The organism is Nocardia sp. NPDC087230, assembly GCF_044744725.1.
Lineage (GTDB): Bacteria > Actinomycetota > Actinomycetes > Mycobacteriales > Mycobacteriaceae > Nocardia > Nocardia canadensis.
This window is the reverse complement of the sequence record NZ_JBIUYV010000012.1, coordinates 36,616-57,579: the sequence shown is the minus strand read 5'-3', so window position 1 is coordinate 57,579 and position 20,964 is coordinate 36,616. Positions and strand designations below refer to the sequence as shown.

At 70.5% G+C, this 20,964-nt stretch carries 23 protein-coding genes; 13 read left to right on the top strand and 10 right to left on the bottom strand.

Translation table 11 applies throughout. The features are described from left to right. Nucleotides 1–41 precede the first annotated feature (41 nt). Nucleotides 42–1,139: an FAD-dependent oxidoreductase gene (locus tag ACIO52_RS28685; protein ID WP_316574105.1), complete on the top strand. Its 1,098-nt coding sequence runs from the start codon at nucleotides 42–44 to the stop codon at nucleotides 1,137–1,139. 193 nt (nucleotides 1,140–1,332) lie between these two features. Here ACIO52_RS28685 and ACIO52_RS28680 read toward each other — a convergent pair whose 3' ends face one another. Next, the gene (locus ACIO52_RS28680) at nucleotides 1,333–2,307 is read right to left on the bottom strand and encodes a helix-turn-helix transcriptional regulator (protein ID WP_402648203.1); all 975 of its coding nucleotides are present in this window, start codon (nucleotides 2,305–2,307) and stop codon (nucleotides 1,333–1,335) included. A gap of 62 nt (nucleotides 2,308–2,369) precedes the next feature. Here ACIO52_RS28680 and ACIO52_RS28675 point away from each other — a divergent pair, with 62 nt between their 5' ends. Continuing rightward, a complete protein-coding gene (locus tag ACIO52_RS28675; protein WP_218718176.1) occupies nucleotides 2,370–2,861 on the top strand; it encodes a pyridoxamine 5'-phosphate oxidase family protein in 492 nt (163 codons plus the stop codon). Nucleotides 2,862–2,866: 5 nt separating this feature from the next. Here ACIO52_RS28675 and ACIO52_RS28670 read toward each other — a convergent pair whose 3' ends face one another. Beyond that, nucleotides 2,867–3,652 carry an isocitrate lyase/phosphoenolpyruvate mutase family protein gene (locus tag ACIO52_RS28670; protein WP_402648324.1) on the bottom strand — a complete coding sequence of 262 codons (786 nt, stop codon included), beginning with the start codon at nucleotides 3,650–3,652 and terminating at the stop codon, nucleotides 2,867–2,869. Between the two features lie 1,061 nt (nucleotides 3,653–4,713). On the opposite strand from ACIO52_RS28670, the gene ACIO52_RS28665 reads away from it, so the two are divergent. Then, nucleotides 4,714–5,421 carry an ArsR/SmtB family transcription factor gene (locus ACIO52_RS28665; protein WP_402648200.1) on the top strand — a complete coding sequence of 236 codons (708 nt, stop codon included), beginning with the start codon at nucleotides 4,714–4,716 and terminating at the stop codon, nucleotides 5,419–5,421. A 279-nt stretch (nucleotides 5,422–5,700) separates the two neighbouring features. Here the strand turns inward: ACIO52_RS28665 and ACIO52_RS28660 are convergent, their stop codons facing one another. Continuing rightward, nucleotides 5,701–6,900 (bottom strand): RNA polymerase sigma factor, encoded by a 1,200-nt coding sequence (locus tag ACIO52_RS28660; protein WP_342801096.1) that lies wholly within the window; start codon nucleotides 6,898–6,900, stop codon nucleotides 5,701–5,703. Continuing rightward, the gene (locus tag ACIO52_RS28655; protein ID WP_218718173.1) at nucleotides 6,901–7,239 is read right to left on the bottom strand and encodes a YciI family protein; all 339 of its coding nucleotides are present in this window, start codon (nucleotides 7,237–7,239) and stop codon (nucleotides 6,901–6,903) included. Nucleotides 7,240–7,381: 142 nt separating this feature from the next. Between ACIO52_RS28655 and ACIO52_RS28650 the strand changes: the two genes are divergently transcribed. From ACIO52_RS28650 to ACIO52_RS28620, 7 genes are read left to right on the top strand one after another with little or no spacing between them, the layout of a single operon-like run. After that, entirely contained in the window at nucleotides 7,382–8,602 is a 1,221-nt protein-coding gene (locus ACIO52_RS28650; RefSeq protein ID WP_218718172.1) for a cation:proton antiporter, read from the top strand. Nucleotides 8,603–8,629: 27 nt separating this feature from the next. Then, nucleotides 8,630–9,688 carry an N-acetyl-gamma-glutamyl-phosphate reductase gene (argC, locus tag ACIO52_RS28645; protein WP_218718171.1) on the top strand — a complete coding sequence of 353 codons (1,059 nt, stop codon included), beginning with the start codon at nucleotides 8,630–8,632 and terminating at the stop codon, nucleotides 9,686–9,688. Beyond that, the gene (argJ, locus tag ACIO52_RS28640; protein WP_308248458.1) at nucleotides 9,685–10,911 is read left to right on the top strand and encodes a bifunctional glutamate N-acetyltransferase/amino-acid acetyltransferase ArgJ; all 1,227 of its coding nucleotides are present in this window, start codon (nucleotides 9,685–9,687) and stop codon (nucleotides 10,909–10,911) included. Before argC ends, argJ begins: the two co-directional genes overlap by 4 nt. Then, nucleotides 10,908–11,795 (top strand): acetylglutamate kinase, encoded by an 888-nt coding sequence (gene argB / locus ACIO52_RS28635; RefSeq protein ID WP_218718170.1) that lies wholly within the window; start codon nucleotides 10,908–10,910, stop codon nucleotides 11,793–11,795. The genes argJ and argB overlap by 4 nt, the downstream gene beginning before the upstream one ends. Then, a complete protein-coding gene (locus ACIO52_RS28630; RefSeq protein WP_218718169.1) occupies nucleotides 11,792–12,994 on the top strand; it encodes an acetylornithine transaminase in 1,203 nt (400 codons plus the stop codon). The genes argB and ACIO52_RS28630 overlap by 4 nt, the downstream gene beginning before the upstream one ends. Then, a complete protein-coding gene (argF, locus tag ACIO52_RS28625; RefSeq protein ID WP_316574110.1) occupies nucleotides 12,991–13,923 on the top strand; it encodes an ornithine carbamoyltransferase in 933 nt (310 codons plus the stop codon). Before ACIO52_RS28630 ends, argF begins: the two co-directional genes overlap by 4 nt. Before the next feature lie 34 nt (nucleotides 13,924–13,957). Then, nucleotides 13,958–14,461, top strand: coding sequence for an arginine repressor (locus ACIO52_RS28620; protein ID WP_218718167.1), 504 nt, complete (start codon nucleotides 13,958–13,960; stop codon nucleotides 14,459–14,461). A 109-nt stretch (nucleotides 14,462–14,570) separates the two neighbouring features. On the opposite strand, the gene ACIO52_RS28615 is transcribed toward ACIO52_RS28620, so the two are convergent. Further along, the gene (locus ACIO52_RS28615) at nucleotides 14,571–15,041 is read right to left on the bottom strand and encodes a hypothetical protein (RefSeq protein WP_402648193.1); all 471 of its coding nucleotides are present in this window, start codon (nucleotides 15,039–15,041) and stop codon (nucleotides 14,571–14,573) included. Nucleotides 15,042–15,045: 4 nt separating this feature from the next. Further along, complete coding sequence (locus tag ACIO52_RS28610; RefSeq protein WP_402648192.1) at nucleotides 15,046–15,621, bottom strand: TetR/AcrR family transcriptional regulator; 576 nt, start codon at nucleotides 15,619–15,621, stop codon at nucleotides 15,046–15,048. Between the two features lie 126 nt (nucleotides 15,622–15,747). Between ACIO52_RS28610 and ACIO52_RS28605 the strand changes: the two genes are divergently transcribed. Beyond that, the gene (locus ACIO52_RS28605; protein WP_218718165.1) at nucleotides 15,748–17,163 is read left to right on the top strand and encodes an MFS transporter; all 1,416 of its coding nucleotides are present in this window, start codon (nucleotides 15,748–15,750) and stop codon (nucleotides 17,161–17,163) included. 199 nt (nucleotides 17,164–17,362) lie between these two features. Here ACIO52_RS28605 and ACIO52_RS28600 read toward each other — a convergent pair whose 3' ends face one another. Together ACIO52_RS28600 and ACIO52_RS28595 are read right to left on the bottom strand one after the other, a co-directional pair. Then, complete coding sequence (locus ACIO52_RS28600) at nucleotides 17,363–18,157, bottom strand: aldose 1-epimerase (RefSeq protein WP_402648189.1); 795 nt, start codon at nucleotides 18,155–18,157, stop codon at nucleotides 17,363–17,365. Nucleotides 18,158–18,208: 51 nt separating this feature from the next. Further along, a complete protein-coding gene (locus tag ACIO52_RS28595; RefSeq protein ID WP_218718163.1) occupies nucleotides 18,209–18,364 on the bottom strand; it encodes a hypothetical protein in 156 nt (51 codons plus the stop codon). A gap of 82 nt (nucleotides 18,365–18,446) precedes the next feature. Between ACIO52_RS28595 and ACIO52_RS28590 the strand changes: the two genes are divergently transcribed. Beyond that, the gene (locus ACIO52_RS28590; RefSeq protein ID WP_316574113.1) at nucleotides 18,447–19,136 is read left to right on the top strand and encodes a GNAT family protein; all 690 of its coding nucleotides are present in this window, start codon (nucleotides 18,447–18,449) and stop codon (nucleotides 19,134–19,136) included. Between the two features lie 13 nt (nucleotides 19,137–19,149). Here ACIO52_RS28590 and ACIO52_RS28585 read toward each other — a convergent pair whose 3' ends face one another. Next, nucleotides 19,150–19,284 carry a hypothetical protein gene (locus ACIO52_RS28585; RefSeq protein ID WP_255587635.1) on the bottom strand — a complete coding sequence of 45 codons (135 nt, stop codon included), beginning with the start codon at nucleotides 19,282–19,284 and terminating at the stop codon, nucleotides 19,150–19,152. A gap of 29 nt (nucleotides 19,285–19,313) precedes the next feature. Then, nucleotides 19,314–19,454, bottom strand: a complete 141-nt coding sequence (locus tag ACIO52_RS28580) for a hypothetical protein (RefSeq protein WP_218718162.1) — start codon at nucleotides 19,452–19,454, stop codon at nucleotides 19,314–19,316. A 285-nt stretch (nucleotides 19,455–19,739) separates the two neighbouring features. Here ACIO52_RS28580 and ACIO52_RS28575 point away from each other — a divergent pair, with 285 nt between their 5' ends. Beyond that, complete coding sequence (locus ACIO52_RS28575) at nucleotides 19,740–20,942, top strand: argininosuccinate synthase (protein WP_218718161.1); 1,203 nt, start codon at nucleotides 19,740–19,742, stop codon at nucleotides 20,940–20,942. Nucleotides 20,943–20,964 lie beyond the last annotated feature (22 nt).

Genomic DNA, 20,964 nt, shown 5'->3' with positions numbered 1-20,964 from the left:
GTAGTACGGTGATCCGGTACCTGCAACGAGGGGAGAAGGCGATGTCCACGGCAATCGTCGTCGGGGGTGGAATCGGGGGACTGGCCACCGCGCTGGCGTTGACGCGGCGGGGCTGGTCGGTGGAGGTGCTGGAACGCGCGCCGGAGATCGCCGAGGTCGGCTCGGGAATCTCGTTGTGGTCCAACGCTTTGCGCGCGCTCGACGCGCTCGGCATCGGGTCGGTCGTGCGGGCGCAGGCGATCGGGGACGTCTCGGCCGGAATTCGCGATGCGCGGGGCCGCCGGCTCTCGCGCACCGACGCGGCGACCCTGCGCGAGCGTTTCGGCGCTCCGGTGATGATCCACCGCGCCGCACTGCTCGACATCCTGCGCGACGCGCTGCCCGGGGACGCCGTGCGGACGGGCGTCTCGGTGTCGGCGGCCGAGCCCGGCGGAACGGTGGTCCACTCCGCGGGGGTGTCGCGCGCGGATCTGGTCGTCGGCGCGGACGGTATCCACAGCGTGGTCCGGCACGCGGTCTGTGGTGAGGTGCGGGCCCGGTACGCCGGGTACACCGCCTGGCGCGCCGTGGTCGACCTGCCGGAGCGGCTGACCGAGTTCGGTGAGACCTGGGGTCGCGGAGCGCGGTTCGGGATGGCTCCGCTCGCCGACGGTCGCGTCTACTGCTTCGCCGTCTACAACGCGCCCGAACACGCGCCGGGCACCTTTGCCGAGGTTCGTGCCCGCTTCGCCGACTGGCATCACCCGATCCCCGCGCTGCTGGCCGCCGCCGACGCGGACACGGTGCTGCACAACGACATCTACGACATCCCCGCACTCCCGGCATTCACCGCGGGTCGCATCGCCCTGATCGGCGACGCGGCCCACGCGATGACGCCGAACCTCGGCCAAGGCGGCTGCCAGGCACTCGAGGACGCGGTGGTGCTGGCCCGTCTGGCCGGCGAACCCGACGGCCTGACCCGCTACGACCGGGAGCGCCGCCCCCGGACCCGGATGATCGCCGCCCGCTCCGCCCGCATCGGCACCGTCGCCCAGCTCTCGGCGGCGCCTGTGGTCGCGCTGCGAGACACCGCGTTGCGGCTCACGCCCGCCTCCGTTTCGCTGCGGGCGATGGGCGAGATTCTCGACTGGACGTGCTGACCGGCCCGACCACCCGTGATCGGCCGCACGGCCGTCGGCCGATCGAGTTCGGACGGCGCTACGTGGACAGCGGGGCGTCGACTGCGCTCGGTCTCGGCGGGCGGCGCGCCATGTCGTCGCGCGCACGCTCCTTCTTCGCTCGGGTGCTTCGCGTCAGCGCGATTCGGTGGCCGATGCGGGGGCGACGAGGGTCTCAGATCGATGCTTGGTAGCGCGCGTGCATGGCGGCCGCCGTGGTGGCCAGCGCGGTGCGGAGTTCGGGTGGGGCGAGGACTTCGAGGTGTTCGCCGAGGGGGAGGAGGGCGTGGGCGAGGATGTCGTAGGACTCGCCGGGGATGGTGATGTCGACCCAGCCGGTGTCGTCCGGCGGGCTCGCCGACGCCAGTGCGTCGCGGACTGCGGCCGCGTCGTTCATCAAGCGCAGCAGGCTCAGATGGTCGGCCGAGACGCGGCACCGCGCATGAACGCGCAGGATGGAGCGGGCGAACTCGTCCGCCGCCGCCGCCCAGTGCGCGGTGAGATCGAAATCCGCAGGGCGGGTGAAGGATTCGCCGGTAGGCGTGGCCGAGACGATGCGGCTCGCGCGGTAGGAGCGGATGTCGGTGTCCTCGCGGGCGACCAGGTACCAGGTGCCCGCCTTCATGACCAGGCCGAGCGGATCGACCGTGCGCTCGACGATCTTGTCGCGGCGCCGGTAGCTGATCGCCAGGCGGCGGTCGTGCCACAGCGCGTCCGCGACGTCCGCCAGCGCGGGGGTGTCGTCCGGGCGGTGGAACCAGCCGGGCATGTCGATGTGGACGCGCTCGGCAATGCGGGTGGCGCGACCGCGCAGTTCGGGCGGCAGCGCGGCCAGCATCTTGAGCTGGGCGGTGGCCAGCACGGTGCCGAGACCGAGGTCGGCGGCGGCGCCGGGCAGTCCGGCCAGCAGGACGGCGTCGGCCTCGTCGGAGGTGAGGCCGGTGAGCCGGGTCCGGTATCCGTCGACCAGCCGCACTCCGCCGCCGCGGCCCGGCTCGCTGTACACCGGCACCCCGGCCGCCGAGAGCGCCTCGACATCGCGGTACACGGTGCGCACCGACACCTCCAGCTCCCGCGCCAGCTCGGTCGCGGTCGCCCCGCCCTTGGCCTGCAACAGGAGCAGTAGCTGCACCAACCTGCTCGCTCGCATGTTCTCGACACTAGCCGCAAACCTTGACACAGGATGTCAAGGTTGCGTCGTACTGTTCGACTATGACCACATGGAGCCAGTTCACCGAGGAAGCACCGCGAATCTCCGCCCTGTTCCTGCGCAGGCACCAGGCGACCGGCAATCTGTGCATGCTCGGCACCGTGCGCGCCGACGGGTCGCCCCGGATCAGCCCGATCGAGCCGACCATCTTCGAGGGCATGCTGGTGCTGGCCGGCATGCCCCACACCAGGAAGTTCGACGACCTCGCCCGCGACCCGCGCTTCTGTCTGCACACCGCCACCGTCGACACCAAGGTCACCGACGGTGACGCCAAACTGTTCGGCACGGTCACCGACATCACCGACGAATCCGTGCACGCCCGCTTCGCCCAGAAACTGTTCGACGACAGCGGTTTCGACATCCGCGGCGAGAAGTTCGACCACTTCTTCGTCGCCGACCTCACCGGAGCCTCCACCGTCGAGGTCGACGACGACCACCTCGACATCACCGTGTGGAAGCCCGGCGCGGGCGAACAGGTGGTCCGCAAACACTGACCGCGCTAGTCGGTGTTCGCCGCCGCGAGCAGGGCCTGGATGCGTCGGTAGTCGGGTGGGGCCGACCGTTCACCGGGGTCGCCTCTGACCGTGCGGGCCAGCCCGACCGCTGCGCCGAGGGCGGCCCGGTACAGGGCCGACCCGGTGCTGATCCGGCGGACACCCAGTGCCCCGAGGGTATCGATATCGGGGCCGGTTGGTGCGTACAACGTGTTCAGCGGGAGCGTCGTCGCGGCGACGAGCGTGCGCAGCGTGGTCGGGTCGGTGACACCCGGAACGAACAATCCGTCGGCGCCCGCCGCCGCATACAGCCGTGCCCGATGGACCGTCGAGTCCTCGTCGATGCCGAACCAGTACGTGTCGACCCGGGCGTTGACGAACAGGTGTGGTGTCCGGTCCTTGATGATGGTGATGAGGTCGGCGTGCTGGTGCGGCGCGGCCAGCCGGGTGTTGTCGCGCCCGTCCTCGATATTGATTCCGGCGACACCGAGGTCGGCCAGCCGGGCGACATAGTCGGCCACCTCCGCGGGATCCTCGGCGAACCCGGCTTCGATATCGACACTCACCAGGACCGGCAACCGCGTCAATCGTGCGGCGAGGGCGAAGGTTTCGTCCGCCGACGCGGCCTTTCCATCGGGCAGGCCCGCGGCCGCGGCTACCCCGAGACTGGTGGTGGCGATCGCCGGGAATCCCGCATCCACGAGCAGAGCACCGGAGGTGAAGTCCCAGGCATTGGGGAGAACGAGGGGGCGCCCATCGCGGTGGAGGGCATGGAAGGCATTCGAAGACACCGTGTTTCGGCCTCGCGATCGGTGTTTCGTCGCCCCGCCGTTTCCTGTGGCGACCGAGGTGTTGCCCGGGCTTGCATTGAGCGAATCGTGTGTGTCGGCGGGATGGTGTGGCTCGGCGGAGTGACGCGGGTCGGCCGGGTGGCGTGCGGTTTCGGATGCGAGGATCCCGCCGGCGAGGGCGACCGCGAGTTCGCTCCCGGGGCACCGGTGCGGTCCCGCGCCGAAGCCCAGGCCCGGGTGCCGCAGATCTAGTTCGGTCACCACGCCGTCGACGAGACGCCGGGTGGCGCGCAGCGGCGGTGTGGTGGCCATGATCAGCGCGGGCCGGTCCGCCGGGGCGCCGAGGTGTGACGCGCGGGCGGCCGCGAGCAATTCGCCGGTGGCCGCGCACGCCTGGACCAGGATGCAGATCCGTGCCGCGATTCGCTCATCCTCGGTCGGGGGCTCGCTCCCGGACTCTTCGTCATCGCCCGGGCCTCGGTCCGCGTGCACCGGACTCGCTGTCCGGTCCGGAAAGGCCATGTCGTCGACCACCGCTGCGCGGGCGGCGACGTGTGCGCGGACCGGCTGATGCAGCGCTCCGGCCGGCGGTGTGCCGGTGTGTGGGGAGGCATTCGCCGGCTCCGCGCACAACGCCACGAGTTCCCCCACCGCCGCATCCGCCGCCGGGGTGATCGGTTGGTGGGGTTGATAGGCGTCGGCGACGGCGCACACCGCCGTGACCGCACGCTGCGGGATCCCCATCGCGGCGAGCAGCACGCGGACATGGGCCAGTGGCTGCCCGGCCCTGGCCGCGGCCTCGGCGCGCAGGACTAGGGGATCGAACCGATCCAGCTCGCGTTGCAGCGCTGCCCGGCGGCGCCGATGGACGGGGCCGTCGCAGAACCGGGGGACGTGCGCCCGCAGCCACGCGATGCCCGGTCCGGGCGCAACAGGCACCGGCGGCATCGGCGCGGTGGCCAGAAGTTCGCGGACGAGCTCGGGATCGCTGATCACGCCGTCGACGGTAGGTCCGCGACCTTTCGATGGCCGCCGAACAATCGCGGTCGCATGATGGGGAGATGCCTGCCCGCGCCGCCGCCCTCGCCGACTGGGCCGCCGTCCTCGCCGACCGGACCAGAGCCCACATGTGCCTGGCCCTGCTCGACGGCCGCGCCTGGACCGCGGGCGAACTGGCCCGCCTGACCGGCGTCGCTCCCTCTACCGCCACGGCCCACCTGGACCGCCTGAGTACCGCGGGTTTGATCACCGAACGCAAACAAGGCAGGCACCGCTATGTCGAACTGGCGAGCCCCGCGATCGCCCAACTCCTGGAAACCCTGCTGGCGGAACTCGATCCGACCCCCACCCCGCCGAAGAACCTGCGCGCCGCGACCGCCGACGCGGCGCTGGCCCGCGGCCGAACCTGCTACAACCACCTGGCCGGTCGCCTCGGCGTCACCATCACCGACGCCATGGCCCACCGAGGCCTCCTCGACCCGGACAGCGCCCACACCCTGACACCCGAGGGCATCACCTGGCTGACCGACACCCTCGGCATCGACGAGCCCACCCTCACCCGCGCCCGCCGCCCCCTCACCCGCCCGTGCCTCGACTGGACCGAGCGCCGCACCCACCTGGGCGGCCCCGCCGCGGTCCTCCTGCACCGCCGCCTCCTGACTCTCGGCTGGATCACCCCGTCCGGCACCGGCCGCGCCGTCCGCGTCACCCCCACCGGAGAAACCGGCCTGACCGAAACCCTCGGCCTGGACCTCGCCGACCTACGCTGACGCCCCGGACCCGGCTTCTCAGTCGAACACCTGCTGATCGCGGCACGCGGAGACTCGCTCGGCCGCCTCCGCCGGTACCTGAACTCCGCGACACCGAAGAATCAGCAGCACATCCTTGGCCCGAGCAGCACCAAACCTTCGTCCCGGCCTACTTCTCGCAGGGTCTGAGCAAGGGGTCCGTGGAAGCTAGACGAGTTCGATGAACCCGCACCGTACTCGCGATCGAGCGGCTGATCACCGGTGATCACCGAATTCCGGCGAGCCGGGCCGACGACGCGCTCAGGCATCGCGCAGGGAATCTCGTCGGTGGCGGAGGTAGTCGCGTTCGATGTCGTTGGGGGTGAGGGCCAGCGCGGTGTCGTAGGCGGTGATGGCTTCGGCGAAGCGGCCTGCGCGACGGAGGAGGTCGGCGCGGAGAGCGTGGTAGAGGTGGTGGTCGGGGAGGTCGATGGTGGTGAGTTCGGCCAGGGCTGCGGTGGGGCCGTGGACTTCGGCGAGGGCGACGGTGCGGTGCAGGGCGACGACGGGGGTGGGGGTGAGGGTGTACAGGTGGTCGTAGAGAGTGAGGATCTGGGGCCAGTCGGTGGCGGCCGCGGTGGGGGCGTCGGTGTGGACGGCGTTGATGGCGGCTTGGAGCTGGTAGGGGCCTGGGGCATTGCGGCGCAGGCATTCTCGGAGCAGGGCCCGCGCCTCGGCGATGAGATCACCGTCCCAGCGGGTGCGGTCCTGGTCGGGCAGCGGGATCAGGCGCCCACCGTCGGTGCGCGCGGCCCGGCGGGCTTCGGTGAACAGCAGGAGCGCGAGCAAGCCCATGATCTCCGGCTCGCCGGGCAGGAGATCGGTGAGCAGTCGAGCGAGCCGGATCGCTTCGGCGCACAGGTCGGCGCGGATCAGATCGGGGCCCGCGGTCGCCGAATAGCCTTCGGTGAACACGAGATACACCACGGCGAGCACGGCGGGGAGCCGCGCGGGCAGTTCGGCGTCGGCGGGCACCCGGTAGGGGATGCGGGCGTCGCGGATCTTGCCCTTGGCGCGGACGAGCCGTTGCGCCATCGTCGATTCCGAGACCAGGAACACGCGCGCGACCTCGGCGGTGGTGAGTCCGCCGAGCAGCCGCAACGTCAACGCGACCCGGGCGGTGGGAGCCAGCGCCGGATGACAGCAGGTGAAGATCAGGCGTAGCCGATCGTCGGGGAATCCGTCGGTGGGTCCGGCCGGGTCCGCGTGCAGCAGAGCGGCTTCGGCGTGCCGGTCGGCCCGGGTCGCCTCGCGGCGGAGCCGGTCGATCGCGCGGTTGCGGGCCGTGGTGATGATCCAGCCCGCCGGGCTCGGCGGCACACCGTCGACGGGCCAGCGCACCACCGCGGCGGCGAACGCTTCCTGCACCGCGTCCTCGGCGACGCCGATGTCGCCGAAGACGCGGATCAGCGACGCGACCGCGCGCCCGTAGTGCTCGGCGAAAACCGCCTCGATGTCCATCTAGCCGCTCGCCACCGGCCGCACCTCGATCGGCAGAGTGAGCACCGCGGCCAGCCGGCCCGCCCAGTCCAGGGCCTCGTCCAGGTCGGCGGCCTGGATGACGGTGAAGCCGCCGATATGTTCGGTGCCCTCGGCGAAGGGGCCGTCGGTGATCAGTACCTCGCCCTCCTTCGCGCGTACGACGGTCGCGGTGCTCGCCTCGTGCAGGCCGACCGCGAACACCCAGGCGCCTGCCGCCCGCATCTCCTCGTTCAGCGCGGACAGTTCGTCGAGGATGGCGTCGATGTTCGCGGGCGCCGGTCCGTCGGGCTGGTAGACGCACAGCAGGTATTGCTTCATGATCGTCCTTTCGCGTGGTGGGGCTTCATCTCCTAGACGAACGGGACGACGCCGTTTCGACAGGCGCGGGTGATCCGATTCTCGTCCGGACCTCCAGCGAGGTGTCCCGGTTCGCCCGACTCGCCGTGCCACGATGAGGCGCATGGAGCTGCTCGCCGCCGCCGACGGCCCGTCGCCGATCGTCTCGCTGTTCTGGATCGCGCTCGTCGCGGTGCTGGCGCCGCTGCTGTCGCGGGCGCTGCGCGGGTTCGTGCCGGATGTGGTGATCCTGCTGGTGGCGGGCACGGTCCTCGGGCCGTTCGCGCTCGGCTGGGCCACCGCGGACGGCGGGGTCGACCTGATCAAGGAACTCGGGCTGGGCATGCTGTTCCTGCTCGCGGGCTACGAGCTGGATCCCCGGTTGCTCGGCGGCAAGTCCGGGCGGGTCGCCTGGCTGGTGTGGCTGGCCGGTCTCGTCTTCGCGTTCGGACTGGTCACCGTGCTGGCCGACAGTGAGTCGACGACCGAGCACATCGCGGTCGCCATCGCGATGACCTCCACCGCGCTGGGCACCCTGCTGCCGATCATCAAGCAGGCCGGGCTGCTCGACACCGCGCTGGGCCGGGCGGTGCTCGCGCACGGCGCCGTCGGTGAGCTCGGCCCGATCGTGGCCATGTCGGTGCTGCTGAGCAGCCACGATATCGGCGCCGCGCTGGTGGTGCTCGCCCTGTTCGTGCTGGCGGCGCTGCTGGTCGGGGTGATCCCGGTGCGGCTGTTCGGGCGCATCCCCGACCTCGGGGCGGCACTGGCCAGGATGGACGGCGGCACCTCCCAGCTGCCGGTACGCGGGTCGATCCTGTTGCTGCTGGTGCTCATGGTGGTGGCCGAACGCTTCGACCTCGATGTGGTGCTCGGCGCGTTCGCCGCGGGCATGGTGCTGCGCAGGCTCATCGCCGCGGGCCACCCGCGGGTCGACGAGCAGCTCGAGACCATCGGCTTCGGGCTGCTGATCCCGGTGTTCTTCGTGGTCTCGGGCATGGCGATCGATCTGTCCGCCGTCGCGGACCGGCCGCTGCTGTGGGTGTCGTTCGTGGCGGCCATCGCGGTGGCTCGCGGGTTGCCGGTGTGGTTGAGCGAGCGGTTCGTCCCGCACGGGCGCAATCTGGCATCGCCGCACGAGCGCGCCCAGCTCGCCCTGTTCGCCGCCACCGGCCTGCCGATCATCGTCGCCGTCACCCAGGTGGCGGTGTCGACGGAGCTGATGAGCGCGGATACCGCGTCGGTCCTGGTCGCCGCCGGCGCGACGACAGTGCTGCTGTTTCCGCTGGTCGCGCGGCTGATCGGGGGGAAGGCGCCGCTCGCGACCGCACCTGCCCATGAATGAGCTTGCATAGTCGTGCATAATCATCACATGGTTGATTCGTCGGGAGGACCCGCACTGCGGGTGGCGGTTGCCGGTGCGAGTGGATACGCCGGTGGCGAAGTGTTGCGTCTGCTGCTGGCCCACCCCGAATACCGAACCGGGCGCCTCGAGATCGGGGCGCTGACCGCCGGATCCAACGCGGGCACCGCCCTGGGCGCGCTCCAGCCGCATCTGCTGCCGCTGGCCGACCGCGTCCTGCAGGAAACCACCCCCGACGTCCTGGCCGGGCACGACATCGTGTTCCTCGGCCTGCCGCACGGCCAGTCCGGCGCCATCGCGCAGGCACTGCCCGAGTCCACGGTCGTCATCGATTGCGGCGCCGACTTCCGGCTCACCGATGCCGCCGCCTGGGAGAAGTACTACGGCAGCGCCCACGCGGGCAGCTGGCCCTACGGCCTGCCCGAGCTGCCCGGTGGCCGCGCGCGGCTCACCGGCGCCCGGCGCATCGCCGTGCCCGGCTGCTACCCGACCGTGTCCAGCGTCGCGCTGGCGCCGGCCATCGCCGCGGGCATCATCGAGCCTGCCGTCAACGTCGTCGCCGTCAGCGGCACCTCGGGCGCGGGCCGCAAGCTCGATATCGGCCTGCTCGGTTCCGAGGTGATGGGCAGCGTCCGTGCCTACGGCATCGCCGGCGCGCACCGGCACACCCCCGAGATCGCGCAGAACCTGAAAGCCGCGGGCGGCGTGGATGTCTCGGTGTCGTTCACCCCGGTGCTCGCCCCGATGCCGCGCGGCATCCTGGCCACCTGCACCGCCCCGGTGAAGGTCGACGCCGCGCAAGCGCGGGCCGTCTACGAGAAGGCCTACGCCGACGAACCCTTCGTGCACCTGCTGCCCGAAGGCGTCCTGCCGCAGACCGGTGCGGTCCTGGGCTCCAACGCCATCACCCTGCAGGTCGCCGTCGACACCGACGCGGGCCTGCTCGTGGTGATCGGCGCGATCGACAACTTGACCAAGGGCACCGCGGGCGCCGCGGTGCAATCGATGAATCTGGCCGTCGGATTCGACGAGACCGCAGGACTTTCCACCGTAGGAGTGGCACCGTGACGACCCCTGATCCGCACACGACGGACCACGGCAATTTGATCCACACCCAGGGCGTCACCGCCCCGCTCGGCTTCCGCGCCGCCGGTATCGCGGCGGGCATCAAGGCCAGCGGCAAGCCCGACCTCGCGCTGGTGCTCAACGAGGGCCCCGAGTACGCGGCGGCCGGCGTGTTCACCAGCAATCAGGTCAAGGCCGCGCCGGTGCTGTGGTCGCAGCAGGTGCTGAAGTCGGGTCGCGTGCGCGCGGTCATCCTGAACTCGGGTGGCGCGAACGCGTGCACCGGCCCCGGCGGTTTCCAGGACACCCACCGCACCGCCGAGGAACTCGCCGCGGCACTGAGCAATTGGGGCACCGAGACCGGCGCGGGCGAGATCGCGGTCTGCTCGACCGGCCTGATCGGTGACCGGCTGCCGATGGACAAGCTGATCCCCGCCGTCACCGAGATCGTGCACGAGATGGGCGGCGGCATGTCCGGCGGCTCCGACGCCGCGCACGCCATCATGACCACCGACACCGTGCCGAAGGAATCGGCGTTCCATCACGAGGACAAGTGGAACGTCGGCGGCATGGCCAAGGGCGCGGGCATGCTCGCCCCGTCACTGGCCACCATGCTCGTCGTACTCACCACCGATGCGGCGGCCACCCCCGAGCAGCTCGACCAGGCGCTGCGTAAGGCCACCAAGTACACCTTCGACCGGCTCGACGTCGACGGCTCCTGCTCCACCAACGACACCGTGCTGCTGCTGGCCAACGGTGCCAGCGGCGTCGCCCCGTCCCAGGAGGACCTCGAGGCCGCCGTCTTCACCGTGTGCGACGACCTGGCCGCCCAGCTGATGGCCGACGCCGAGGGCGTCACCAAGCGGGTACGGGTCACCGTCAGCGGCGCGGCCTCCGAGGACGAGGCCCTCACCGTCGCCAGGGCGGTCGCGCGCGACAGCCTGGTCAAGACCGCGCTGTTCGGCTCGGACCCGAACTGGGGCCGGGTGCTCGCGGCCGTCGGCATCGCCCCGGTGACGCTGGACCCGAACCGGATCGCGGTGTCGTTCAACGGCAATCCGGTGTGTGTCGACAGCGTCGGCGCGCCCGGCGCGCGCGAGGTCGACCTGTCCGGCGAGGACATCGACGTGCTGATCGAGCTCAATGTCGGCGAGGGCACCGCGATGGTGCGCACCACCGACCTCTCGCACGCCTACGTCGAAGAGAACTCGGCGTACAGCTCATGAGCAGCGGTGTGGTGCAATCCCTGTCGGCGCTGGACAAGGCGCATGTGCTCGCCGACGCGCTGCCGTGGCTGCAGAAGTTCCGGGACAAGGTCGTCGTCGTGAAGTACGGCGGCAACGCCATGGTCGACGACGAACTCAAGGCCGCCTTCGCCGCCGACATGGCGTTCCTGCGCACCGTCGGCGTGCACCCGGTGGTGGTGCACGGCGGCGGCCCGCAGATCAACGCGATGCTGAAGAAGCTCGGCATGGCGGGGGAGTTCCGCGGCGGCTTCCGCGTCACCACCCCCGAGGTGATGGACGTGGTGCGGATGGTGCTGTTCGGCCAGGTCGGGCGCGAGCTCGTCGGGCTGATCAACGCGCACGGCCCGTACGCGGTCGGCATCTCCGGTGAGGATGCGCACCTGTTCACCGCGACCCGGCGCACCGTGACCGTGGAGGGCGTCGCCACCGACATCGGCCTGGTCGGCGACGTCACCGAGGTCAACCCCGGTGCCGTGCTCGACCTGATCGATGCCGGGCGCATCCCGGTGGTGTCCACCATCGCGCCCGACGCCGACGGCGTGGTGCACAACATCAACGCCGACACCGCCGCCGCCGCGCTGGCGGAGGGGATCGGCGCGGAGAAGCTCGTCGTCCTGACCGATGTCGAGGGCCTCTACACCGACTGGCCCGACCGCTCCTCGCTGACCAGCGAGATCGACGCGACGGCGCTGGCGGAGTTGCTGCCGCGCCTGGATGCGGGCATGGTGCCGAAGATGGAGGCGTGCCTGCGCGCCGTTCAGGGTGGGGTGCCCAGCGCCCATGTGATCGACGGCAGGGTGCCGCATTCGGTACTACTGGAGTTGTTCACCGGAGAAGGAATCGGAACGATGGTGACCGCATGAGTGAAGTAGAGAAGCTGCAGCAGCGGTGGTCGGCCGCGATGATGAACAACTACGGCACCCCGAAGGTCGCGCTGGTCCGCGGCGCGGGCGCGGTGGTCTACGACGCCGACGGCAAGCGCTACGTCGACTTCCTCGGTGGCATCGCGGTGAACAGCCTCGGCCACGCCCATCCCGCCATCCTGGAAGCGGTCACCCAGCAGCTGGGCACGCTCGGCCACGTGTCGAACATCTATGCCAGCGAACCGGTGATCGAGCTGGCCGAGAAGCTGCTCGCGCACTTCGGTGACGGTGAGGGCAAGGCGTTCTTCTGCAACTCCGGCACCGAGGCCAACGAGGCCGCGTTCAAGATCGCCCGGCTGACCGGCCGGTCCAAGATCGTCGCCGCCGAGGAGGCCTTCCACGGCCGGACCATGGGCGCGCTCGCACTCACCGGGCAGCCGTCCAAGCGCGAGCCGTTCGCGCCCATGCCGCCCGGTGTGGTGCACGTGCCCTACGGTGACGCCGCCGCGCTCGAGGCCGTCGTCGACAGCGACACCGCCGCGGTGTTCCTGGAGCCCATGATGGGCGAATCCGGGGTGGTCGTCCCGCCGTTCGACTATCTGGCCCGGGCTCGCGAGATCACCTCGCGGGCGGGCGCGCTGCTGATCCTCGACGAGGTGCAGACCGGAATCGGCCGTACGGGAACGTTTTTCGCGCACCAGGCGGCGGGCATCGTGCCCGACGCGATCACCCTGGCCAAGGGGCTCGGCGGCGGTCTGCCGATCGGTGCCGTGCTGGCGCAGGGCCGGGCCGCCGAGCTGCTCACCCCGGGCATGCACGGCACCACCTTCGGCGGCAACCCGGTGTGCGCCGCGGCGGCGCTGGCCGTGCTGCGCACGATCGATGCCGAAGACCTGCTCTCCCATGTGGAATGGGTCGGAAAGAAGCTCAGCGACGGGATCGCGCTGCTCGAGCATCCCGAGATCGATCACGTCCGTGGCGCGGGTCTGCTGATCGGCATCGTGCTGCGCGACGACATCTCCGCCTTTGTGGACGAGCGGGCGCGGGAGGCGGGCTACCTGATCAACCCCGCCAAGCCGAACGTGATCCGGTTGGCACCGCCCCTGGTGCTCACCGAAACCCAGGCCGACAACTTCGTCGCCGACCTGCCCGAGATCCTCGACAAGGCCGCCGCCGATGCGAAGGGAGCCAGCAAGTGACCCTGCGCCACTTCCTGCGCGACGACGATGTGACCCAGGCCGAACAGGCCGAAATCCTCGCCATCGCCGCGGATCTGAAGAAGAACCCGTTCGCGCACCGGCCGCTCGACGGTCCGCGCGGGGTCGGGGTGATCTTCGAGAAGAACTCCACCCGCACCCGGTTCTCGTTCGAGCTGGGCATCGCCCAGCTCGGCGGGCACGCGGTCGTCGTCGACGGCCGCGACACCCAGCTGGGCCGGGAGGAGACCCTCGGCGACACCGGCAGCGTGCTCTCGCGCTATGTCGAGGCCATCGTCTGGCGGACCTTCGAACAGTCGCGCCTCGACGAGATGTCGTCCACCGCGACGGTTCCCGTGGTGAACGCGCTGTCCAACGAGTTCCATCCCTGCCAGGTGCTCGCCGATCTGCAGACGATCAGCGAGCGCAAGGGAGCCCTCGCCGGGCTTCGTCTCACCTACTTCGGCGACGGTGCCAACAATATGGCGCACTCGCTGCTGCTGGGCGGGGTCACCGCGGGCATGCACGTGACCGTCGCCGCGCCCGCCGGTTTCGAGCCGTTGCCGTGGATCCTCGAGGCCGCCGCCAAGCGGGCCGCGGAGACCGGCGCGACGGTGAGCGTCACCGACGATCCGGTGGCGGGCGCGACCGGCGCGGACGTGCTCGTCACCGACACCTGGACCTCGATGGGCCAGGAGAACGACGGCCTCGACCGGGTCGGCCCGTTCCGTCCGTTCCAGGTCAACGACGCCTTGCTCGCCGCCGCCGATCCGGAAGCCATTGTGATGCACTGCCTTCCGGCGCACCGCGGTGAGGAGATCACCGACGAGGTGCTCGACGGCCCGCACAGCGTGGTCTGGGACGAGGCCGAGAACCGGCTGCACGCGCAGAAGGCGCTGCTGGTCTGGCTGCTCGCGAAAGCCGCCGCATGAGACCGCGAACCGGGGCCGGCGTGGGGGTCGGTCGATGAGCGCGCCCGAGAAGGGGTCGCCCGCCATCGCCCGCACCCGCGCCGGCCGCCAATCGCGCATCGTGGAGCTGCTGTCCGCGCATTCGGTCCGCAGCCAGACCGAACTGGCGACGCTGCTGGCCGCCGAGGGCATCGAGACCACCCAGGCGACCCTGTCGCGTGACCTCGACGAACTCGGCGCGGTCAAGCTGCGTGCCGCCGACGGTGGCGCGGGTGTCTACGTCGTGCCCGAGGACGGCAGCCCCGTCCGCGGCGTCACCGGCGGCACCGGCCGCCTCTCCAAGCTCCTCGGCGACCTGCTGGTCTCCACCGACGCCAGCGGCAATCTCGCCGTCCTGCGCACCCCACCCGGCGCCGCCCACTTCCTGGCCAGCGCCCTCGACCGCGCCGCCCTGCCCTTCATCGTCGGCACCATCGCCGGCGACGACACCATCGCCGTCATCGCCCGCGAGCCCCTCACCGGCGCCGAACTCGCCGCCCGCATAGAAGAATTGGCGTGATCCTTCTCGCCCCCGCGCGATCGACTGCTCGCGCACGCGCTGGCCGTCGGTCTGGCCCGTTGCCCAGGCAGTCCGCGCAGATGCCGAACCGGTTGCCCGGATAAGCCGGCTATTGCCTGGATGCGCCGTCCGGCCAGACGACGTCCACCGGGATGCCGTGGGCGCGGGCGGAGGCGACGACGGTGGCGGTGCCGCCGCGTTCGCCATCGTCGCCGTCCCAGACCGCGAGGAGGCGATCGCAGTCGGCGACGAGGATCTGGTTGGCGGCTTCGTAGGCGCTCTTGCCCGCCGTGTCGAAGTCCATCACCCGCACCGTGCTCGCACGGTCGATCAGGGCGTCGAACTGGGACGCGTGGTCGGGCTTCACCTCGGCCGAGCGGTAGTCGCGCGAGGGCAGGACCACTTCCAGGCGGCCGCCGGCAGCCAGCACGGCCTCGGCGAAGATCGAGTCCGCGCCGCGGGCCAGGCAGGTGATCCCGGTCAGGTCGGGGCAGTCGGTGAGCAGGTCCGAGATCGCTTCGCGCACCAGGGTTTCGGTGGTGGGCGTGAGGTTCATGTGGCCGGTGACGCTGATCCGCATCAGGTCATCCTGCCGGCGCAGCCGGGGCGCGCAGGCCGGCCAGGGCGATCTCGGTGAGCAGGGGAGCCGACTCGGGGGCGGCCTGGCAACCGGCGCCGATGCCGTGGCCGAGCCGCAGGATGTCGCGCGGGCCGACGTCACGGCGCACGAGCCCGGCCTCCTGGACGGGGACCAGGACGGATTCGGCGGACTCGGCCAGCAGGGTCGAGCAGGCGGTGAAGACGTCGGAGGTGCGGTCGATCGCGGCCTTGAGGGTGGCCGCCAGGCCGTGCCGGTGCAGGATGTAGGAGACCAGCTCGCCGAACCACTCGGTGAAAGCGTCCGAGGGAGTGCGGGTTTCGCGCAATTCGGCGGCGCGGGCGGCCAGCGCCTCGATATTGGCGCGGTAGACCGCCTCCATCAGCGCCGTGCGGCTCGGGAAGTGGCGGTACAGCGTGCCGGGGCCGACGCGGGCGCGACGGGCGATGTCGTCGAGGGGCGCCTCGATGCCGTGCTCGGCGAAGGCGTCGCGCGCGCATTCGACGATGCGTTCGTAGTTGCGGCGCGCGTCGGCGCGCATCGGCCGCGACGGTGCGTCCACTCGATCCTCCACTGGAAACGGATGAAGTCTCCGTTTAGGCTTGCGGAAGCGGAGACTTTCTCCCTATGCTAGCTCTGTCATAAACGGAGACTCTCTCCGTTTAGCTTCCCCTTCGATGGAGCTCACTTGACCACCACCACACTTGCGGCGAACGCCCAGGTCGCGCGTGCCCGGCCGGGCATCGTCCTGGCCACCCTGCTGACCTGCCAGCTCATGATCATTCTCGACGTCACCGTGATGAACGTGGCCCTGCCGCGCATCCGCACCGACCTGGAGTTCAGCGCCACCGGCCTGTCCTGGGTGATGAACTCCTACACCCTCGTCTTCGGCGGTCTGCTGCTGCTCGGCGGCCGCGCGGGCGACCTGTTCGGCAGGCGCAGGCTGTTCATCGTGGGCACGACGCTGTTCACCCTCGCCTCGCTGGCGGGCGGGCTCGCGCCCTCGGCGGGCTGGCTGCTCGCGGCCCGGGTCCTGCAGGGCATCGGCGGCGCGATGGCCGCGCCCAATACCCTTGCGCTGCTGACGACTACGTTCACCGAGCCCAAAGCACGCATCCGCGTCCTCGCGTTGTTCTCCGGCATGTCCAGCGCCGGATTCGCCATCGGGCTCATCGTCGGCGGGCTGCTCACCGAATGGGTCGGCTGGCGCTCGGTGCTGTTCATCAATGTGCCGTTCGGACTGCTCATCGTGCTGCTCGCGCTGCGCTATCTGCCCGACGCGCCGCGGCGAGCCGCCCAGCTCGACCTGCCTGGCGCGGTGACCGCGACGGCCGGTGTCGCCGCGCTGGTCTACGGGTTCATCAGCGCGGCCGCGGAGGGCTGGGGCGCGCCGGGCACCGACATCTCCCTGGCGGTCGGCGCGGCACTGCTGGCGGCGTTCGTGGCGATCGAACTCCGTGCGCCGCAGCCCTTGCTGCCGCTGCACCTGTTCGCCGACCGCAACCGGGCCGCCGCCTATCTCAACATGTTCCTCGGGCCGATGGCGGGCATGTCGATGTTCTTCTTCCTGACCCAGTATCTGCAGGATGTGCGCGGGATGAGCGCGCTGGCAACGGGATTCGCCTTCCTGCCGACGGCGGGACTGATGTTCGCGATGATCCGGCTGATTCCCCGGTTACTGGCCCGCTTCGGCCCGAAACCGGTGACCGTGACGGGCACCATCGCGATGACGACCGGGCTCGTACTGCTGACCCGGCTGTCGGCCGACAGCGGCTACTTCCCGCTGCTGTTCGTCGCGATGCTCGCCATGGGCTGCGGTATCGGGCTGGCCTTCTCGCCGCTGAACGTGATCATCATGTCCACGGTGTCACCGGAAGAGGCGGGCGCGGCAGGCGGTGCGTTGCAGACCATGCAGCAGACCGGCGGCGCGCTGGGTCTGGCCGTCCTGGTGACGGTCTTCGGCACCGCGGCCCGCGAGGCGGGCGGTTCACCGACGCACGCCCTCGTCGGCGGGATGACCGCCGCGTTCGGCGCCGCCGCCGTGATCGCGGCCCTGACCTTCGTGGTCGCCCTCACCTTCCGCAGTATCCGATCATCGCAGTAGACCGAAAGCCTTGATCCACCTCGACGAGCGGGACGCGCGAAAGCGACCAGTGCTCGACCACGAAACCGGCTGTCTGCGTGCGGGAGTCCTAGTCGAGGTGGGTGAGCGCGCCGAGGAAGAGGGCGACGAGCGGGCCCCGCGGCCGACGCGCCCTACCGGGTGGTGGCCCGCCCGTCGTCGAGGTCGCGCGCCGGGAGTGTCAGAGCCGTCGCCAGGTCCAGTCCACGTGGACATCCAGCGGCGTGTCCGGCGTGACCATCCGGGGATCGGTATTCAGGCCGTTGGGCGGACCCGACTGGGCCTCCACCGACAGCGACTCCGTCGGCAGGGTCCACACGACGACATCGGTGACGGGCGCGGCGATCGTGAATTCCAGGAAGCCGGGCCAGGTGAGGCGCGCGAGGACACCGTCGGGCATCCCGAAGCAGTCGTCCCACGGCGGGGGAGACGGCGGGAGGCGGCGGCCCGTGGGCAGATAGTCCGGCCCACGCTCGTATTGCCACCCCGGCTGGAACTCGAGGACCAGCGGCCCGGACGCCGCGGCGACCTCGCGCAGGAACCACGGATGCCAACCGCCCTGGGCGGGAAAGGGATCGGCGTCGGTGGTGATGCGCAACTCGAGGGTGAGGCCGGTGTCGGTGAGGGCGAACCGCTGGGTGACGGTACCCGCGAACGGCCACGGATCGGTCAGCCGGTGCCGCAGCGTCGCCTCGGTCGCCGAGGCGGACACGACATCCCACGCGCCCTCGCGCGCGGTGCCGTGAATGCTGTGCGGCGGATTGTTGATCGGCATCCGATAGGTCCGGTCGCCGACGGTGAAGGTCCCGTAGCCGAGCCTGCCCGCCCAGGGCGCCATGACGAAACACCCGGTCCCGGGGTCCTGGCGGAGCAGCTCGGTCCCGTCGACGGTGAGGCTGTGCAGCGCGCCGCCGTCTCCCGGAGCGATGGTCAGTCCAGCGGTGCCCGCGTGGAGACGCACGTCGTCGGCGGCCATGCCGGGGAGGTTAGCGGCGCGCTCCGCTCAGCGGCGGGAGCCCACGCCGGATCAGTTGAACGGATACTGGCCGCCGCCCGCGCCGCCGCCCGGAGAGTCCGGAGTGGCGACGTCGATGATGTCCTGGACCAGGGCGACGAGGGCACGGCCGACATCGAGCACACCGTTGCCGAGAGTGGAGAATTCCTGTGCGACGTAATGGAGCATCTTGTTCGTCCTCACGTTGGCGAGCCGAATAGTGCTCTCCCAGAGTGCCACACACCGCCGGCAGGGGCACTACATTGCACACGTGCCCGAGAGTTCCGCGACCGTCCGATTCCAGCCCGTGCCCGATCCCCGGCCCGACGACAAGCCCTGGCCGGACATGGTGTGGCCGGTGCCCGACGGCGCCCGGTTGCGCGGCGAGACGGTGCGGCTGACCACGGTCGATCCGTCGGCGGACGCCGGTGAGCTCTTCGCCGCCCTCGACGCGGACGCGGTCTGGGCGCACCTGCCCTGGCGCCCACGCGCGGCGAGCGAATTCGCCGATCATCTCCGGGAATTGAACGCCCACCCCGACTGGCATGTCTGGATCGTCCGCGCGCGCACCGAGATCGGCGATCGAGCGGCGGGCGCGGTGCTCGGCGTCACGTCCTACCTGGATGTCCGCCCGCGGGACGCGGCGCTGGAAATCGGGTTCACCGCCTACACGCCGTCGGTCTGGGGCGGTCCGGTCAACCCGGAAGCCAAACTGCTGCTGCTGGAATACGCGTTCGACGAGCTCCACGTGGGTCGGGTGCAGCTGAAGACCGATGTGCGCAATCATCGTTCGCAGCAGGCGATCGCGCGGCTCGGGGCGCAGTACGAGGGCACGCTGCGGCGTCAGTTCCGGCGCGAGGACGGGACCGTGCGCGACAGCGTGCTGTTCTCGATCACCGCCGAGGACTGGCCGCGGGTGCGGGCCGGGCTCACCGAGCGCCTGCGCGCGACCGGGCGCTGACCGCCCGGCCCGGTCAGGAGGCGAGGAAGTTCAGGATGGCGAGCGCCAGCGGGGCGCTCAGGTCGAACAGCACGCGGCCGACGTGCAGGCCCGCGGTGGCGCCCGCTTCGTAGTTGTCGGACAGGAACTGCAGGATGGTGTCGACCATGGATGCTCCCGGGGTGGTGAGGGCGGGGATCAGGCGAAGAAGCCCTGGAGAATCGGCGTTCCGAGGTCGATCACCGTCTTGGCGACCGTCAACCCCAGATTGCCCAACCCGATGACGACGGCCCCGATGAGGTCGTAGTTCGCCTGGGCGAAATCACGTAGCTGCTGCATGTCCACTCCTCGACCCCGACCGATGGGTAGTTGGTGTGACCAGCGTCTCACAGTTGATGCTTGCTGCCAAGTTGCTGACGCGATGTCACCGCAGGTAGCAGGCGATTTCGTGGGAATCGGACGAGGTCGGGCGCGACGTCACTACCCCCGGGTATGAATGAGATTGCATCATCGTGCATAATCATTTGCAGCAGCGGCGCGAGCCGACCGGCGGCCGGAGCATTCATACTGCTCCAGGCAGCCCGTGCAGCGGAACGACCACACACTTCGAGGAGCACAACAGACATGTCCGATCGCGTCGTACTCGCCTACTCCGGTGGGCTTGACACCTCCGTCGCCATCAGCTGGATCGCGAAGGAGACCGGTGCCGAGGTGGTGGCCGTGGCCATCGACCTGGGCCAGGGCGGCGAGGACATGAACGTGGTGCGCCAGCGCGCCCTGGACTGCGGCGCCGTCGAGGCCATCGTGGTCGACGCGCGCGACGAGTTCGCCGACGAGTACTGCCTGCCCACCATCCAGGCCAACGCGATGTACATGGGCCAGTACCCGCTCGTGTCGGCCATCAGCCGCCCGCTGATCGTCAAGCACCTGGTCGAGGCCGCGAAGTTCCACAACGCGACCACCGTCTCGCACGGCTGCACCGGCAAGGGCAACGACCAGGTCCGCTTCGAGGTCGGCATCGGCGCGCTCGCGCCCGATCTGGAAGTCATCGCCCCGGTCCGCGACTACGCCTGGACCCGCGAGAAGGCCATCGCCTTCGCCGAGCAGAACAACCTGCCGATCAACGTCACCAAGAAGTCGCCGTTCTCCATCGACCAGAACGTGTGGGGCCGCGCGGTCGAGACCGGCTTCCTCGAGGACCTGTGGAACGCGCCGACCAAGGACGTCTACGACTACACCGCCGATCCGACGGTGAACTTCGAGGCGCCCGACGAGGTCATCATCACCTTCGACAAGGGTGTGCCGGTCGCCATCGACGGCCGCCCCGTCACCGTGCTGCAGGCCATCGAGGAGATGAACACCCGCGCCGGACGCCAGGGTGTCGGCCGCCTCGACATGGTCGAGGACCGGCTCGTCGGCATCAAGAGCCGCGAGATCTACGAGGCCCCGGGCGCCATCGCGCTGATCACCGCGCACCAGGCCCTGGAGAACGTCACCATCGAGCGCGAGCTGGGCCGCTACAAGCGCCAGGTCGAGCAGCGCTGGGGCGAGCTGGCCTACGACGGCCTGTGGTTCTCCCCGCTCAAGCGCGCGCTGGACGCCTTCGTGCAGGACAGCCAGCAGCACGTCACCGGCGACATCCGGATGGTGCTGCACGGTGGTTCGGCCGTGGTCAACGGCCGCCGCTCCGAGCAGTCGCTCTACGACTTCAACCTGGCCACCTACGACGAGGGCGACACCTTCGACCAGTCGCTGGCCAAGGGCTTCGTGCAGATCCACGGCCTGTCCTCGAAGGTCGCCGCCCGCCGCGACCTCAACCAGAAGTAGTACGAGAGCACGTCGTAGTCTC

Excerpts from the sequence above, each read along its gene's own strand:
- ACIO52_RS28685 (WP_316574105.1), top strand. The coding sequence starts at position 42 with ATGTCCACGGCAATCGTCGTCGGGGGTGGAATCGGGGGACTGGCCACC.
- ACIO52_RS28680 (WP_402648203.1), bottom strand. The coding sequence starts at position 2,307 with ATGCGAGCGAGCAGGTTGGTGCAGCTACTGCTCCTGTTGCAGGCCAAG.
- ACIO52_RS28675 (WP_218718176.1), top strand. The coding sequence starts at position 2,370 with ATGACCACATGGAGCCAGTTCACCGAGGAAGCACCGCGAATCTCCGCC.
- ACIO52_RS28665 (WP_402648200.1), top strand. The coding sequence starts at position 4,714 with ATGCCTGCCCGCGCCGCCGCCCTCGCCGACTGGGCCGCCGTCCTCGCC.
- ACIO52_RS28660 (WP_342801096.1), bottom strand. The coding sequence starts at position 6,900 with ATGGACATCGAGGCGGTTTTCGCCGAGCACTACGGGCGCGCGGTCGCG.
- ACIO52_RS28655 (WP_218718173.1), bottom strand. The coding sequence starts at position 7,239 with ATGAAGCAATACCTGCTGTGCGTCTACCAGCCCGACGGACCGGCGCCC.
- ACIO52_RS28650 (WP_218718172.1), top strand. The coding sequence starts at position 7,382 with ATGGAGCTGCTCGCCGCCGCCGACGGCCCGTCGCCGATCGTCTCGCTG.
- argC (WP_218718171.1), top strand. The coding sequence starts at position 8,630 with ATGGTTGATTCGTCGGGAGGACCCGCACTGCGGGTGGCGGTTGCCGGT.
- argB (WP_218718170.1), top strand. The coding sequence starts at position 10,908 with ATGAGCAGCGGTGTGGTGCAATCCCTGTCGGCGCTGGACAAGGCGCAT.
- ACIO52_RS28630 (WP_218718169.1), top strand. The coding sequence starts at position 11,792 with ATGAGTGAAGTAGAGAAGCTGCAGCAGCGGTGGTCGGCCGCGATGATG.
- ACIO52_RS28620 (WP_218718167.1), top strand. The coding sequence starts at position 13,958 with ATGAGCGCGCCCGAGAAGGGGTCGCCCGCCATCGCCCGCACCCGCGCC.
- ACIO52_RS28615 (WP_402648193.1), bottom strand. The coding sequence starts at position 15,041 with ATGCGGATCAGCGTCACCGGCCACATGAACCTCACGCCCACCACCGAA.
- ACIO52_RS28600 (WP_402648189.1), bottom strand. The coding sequence starts at position 18,157 with ATGGCCGCCGACGACGTGCGTCTCCACGCGGGCACCGCTGGACTGACC.
- ACIO52_RS28595 (WP_218718163.1), bottom strand. The coding sequence starts at position 18,364 with ATGCTCCATTACGTCGCACAGGAATTCTCCACTCTCGGCAACGGTGTG.
- ACIO52_RS28585 (WP_255587635.1), bottom strand. The coding sequence starts at position 19,284 with ATGGTCGACACCATCCTGCAGTTCCTGTCCGACAACTACGAAGCGGGC.
- ACIO52_RS28580 (WP_218718162.1), bottom strand. The coding sequence starts at position 19,454 with ATGCAGCAGCTACGTGATTTCGCCCAGGCGAACTACGACCTCATCGGG.
- ACIO52_RS28575 (WP_218718161.1), top strand. The coding sequence starts at position 19,740 with ATGTCCGATCGCGTCGTACTCGCCTACTCCGGTGGGCTTGACACCTCC.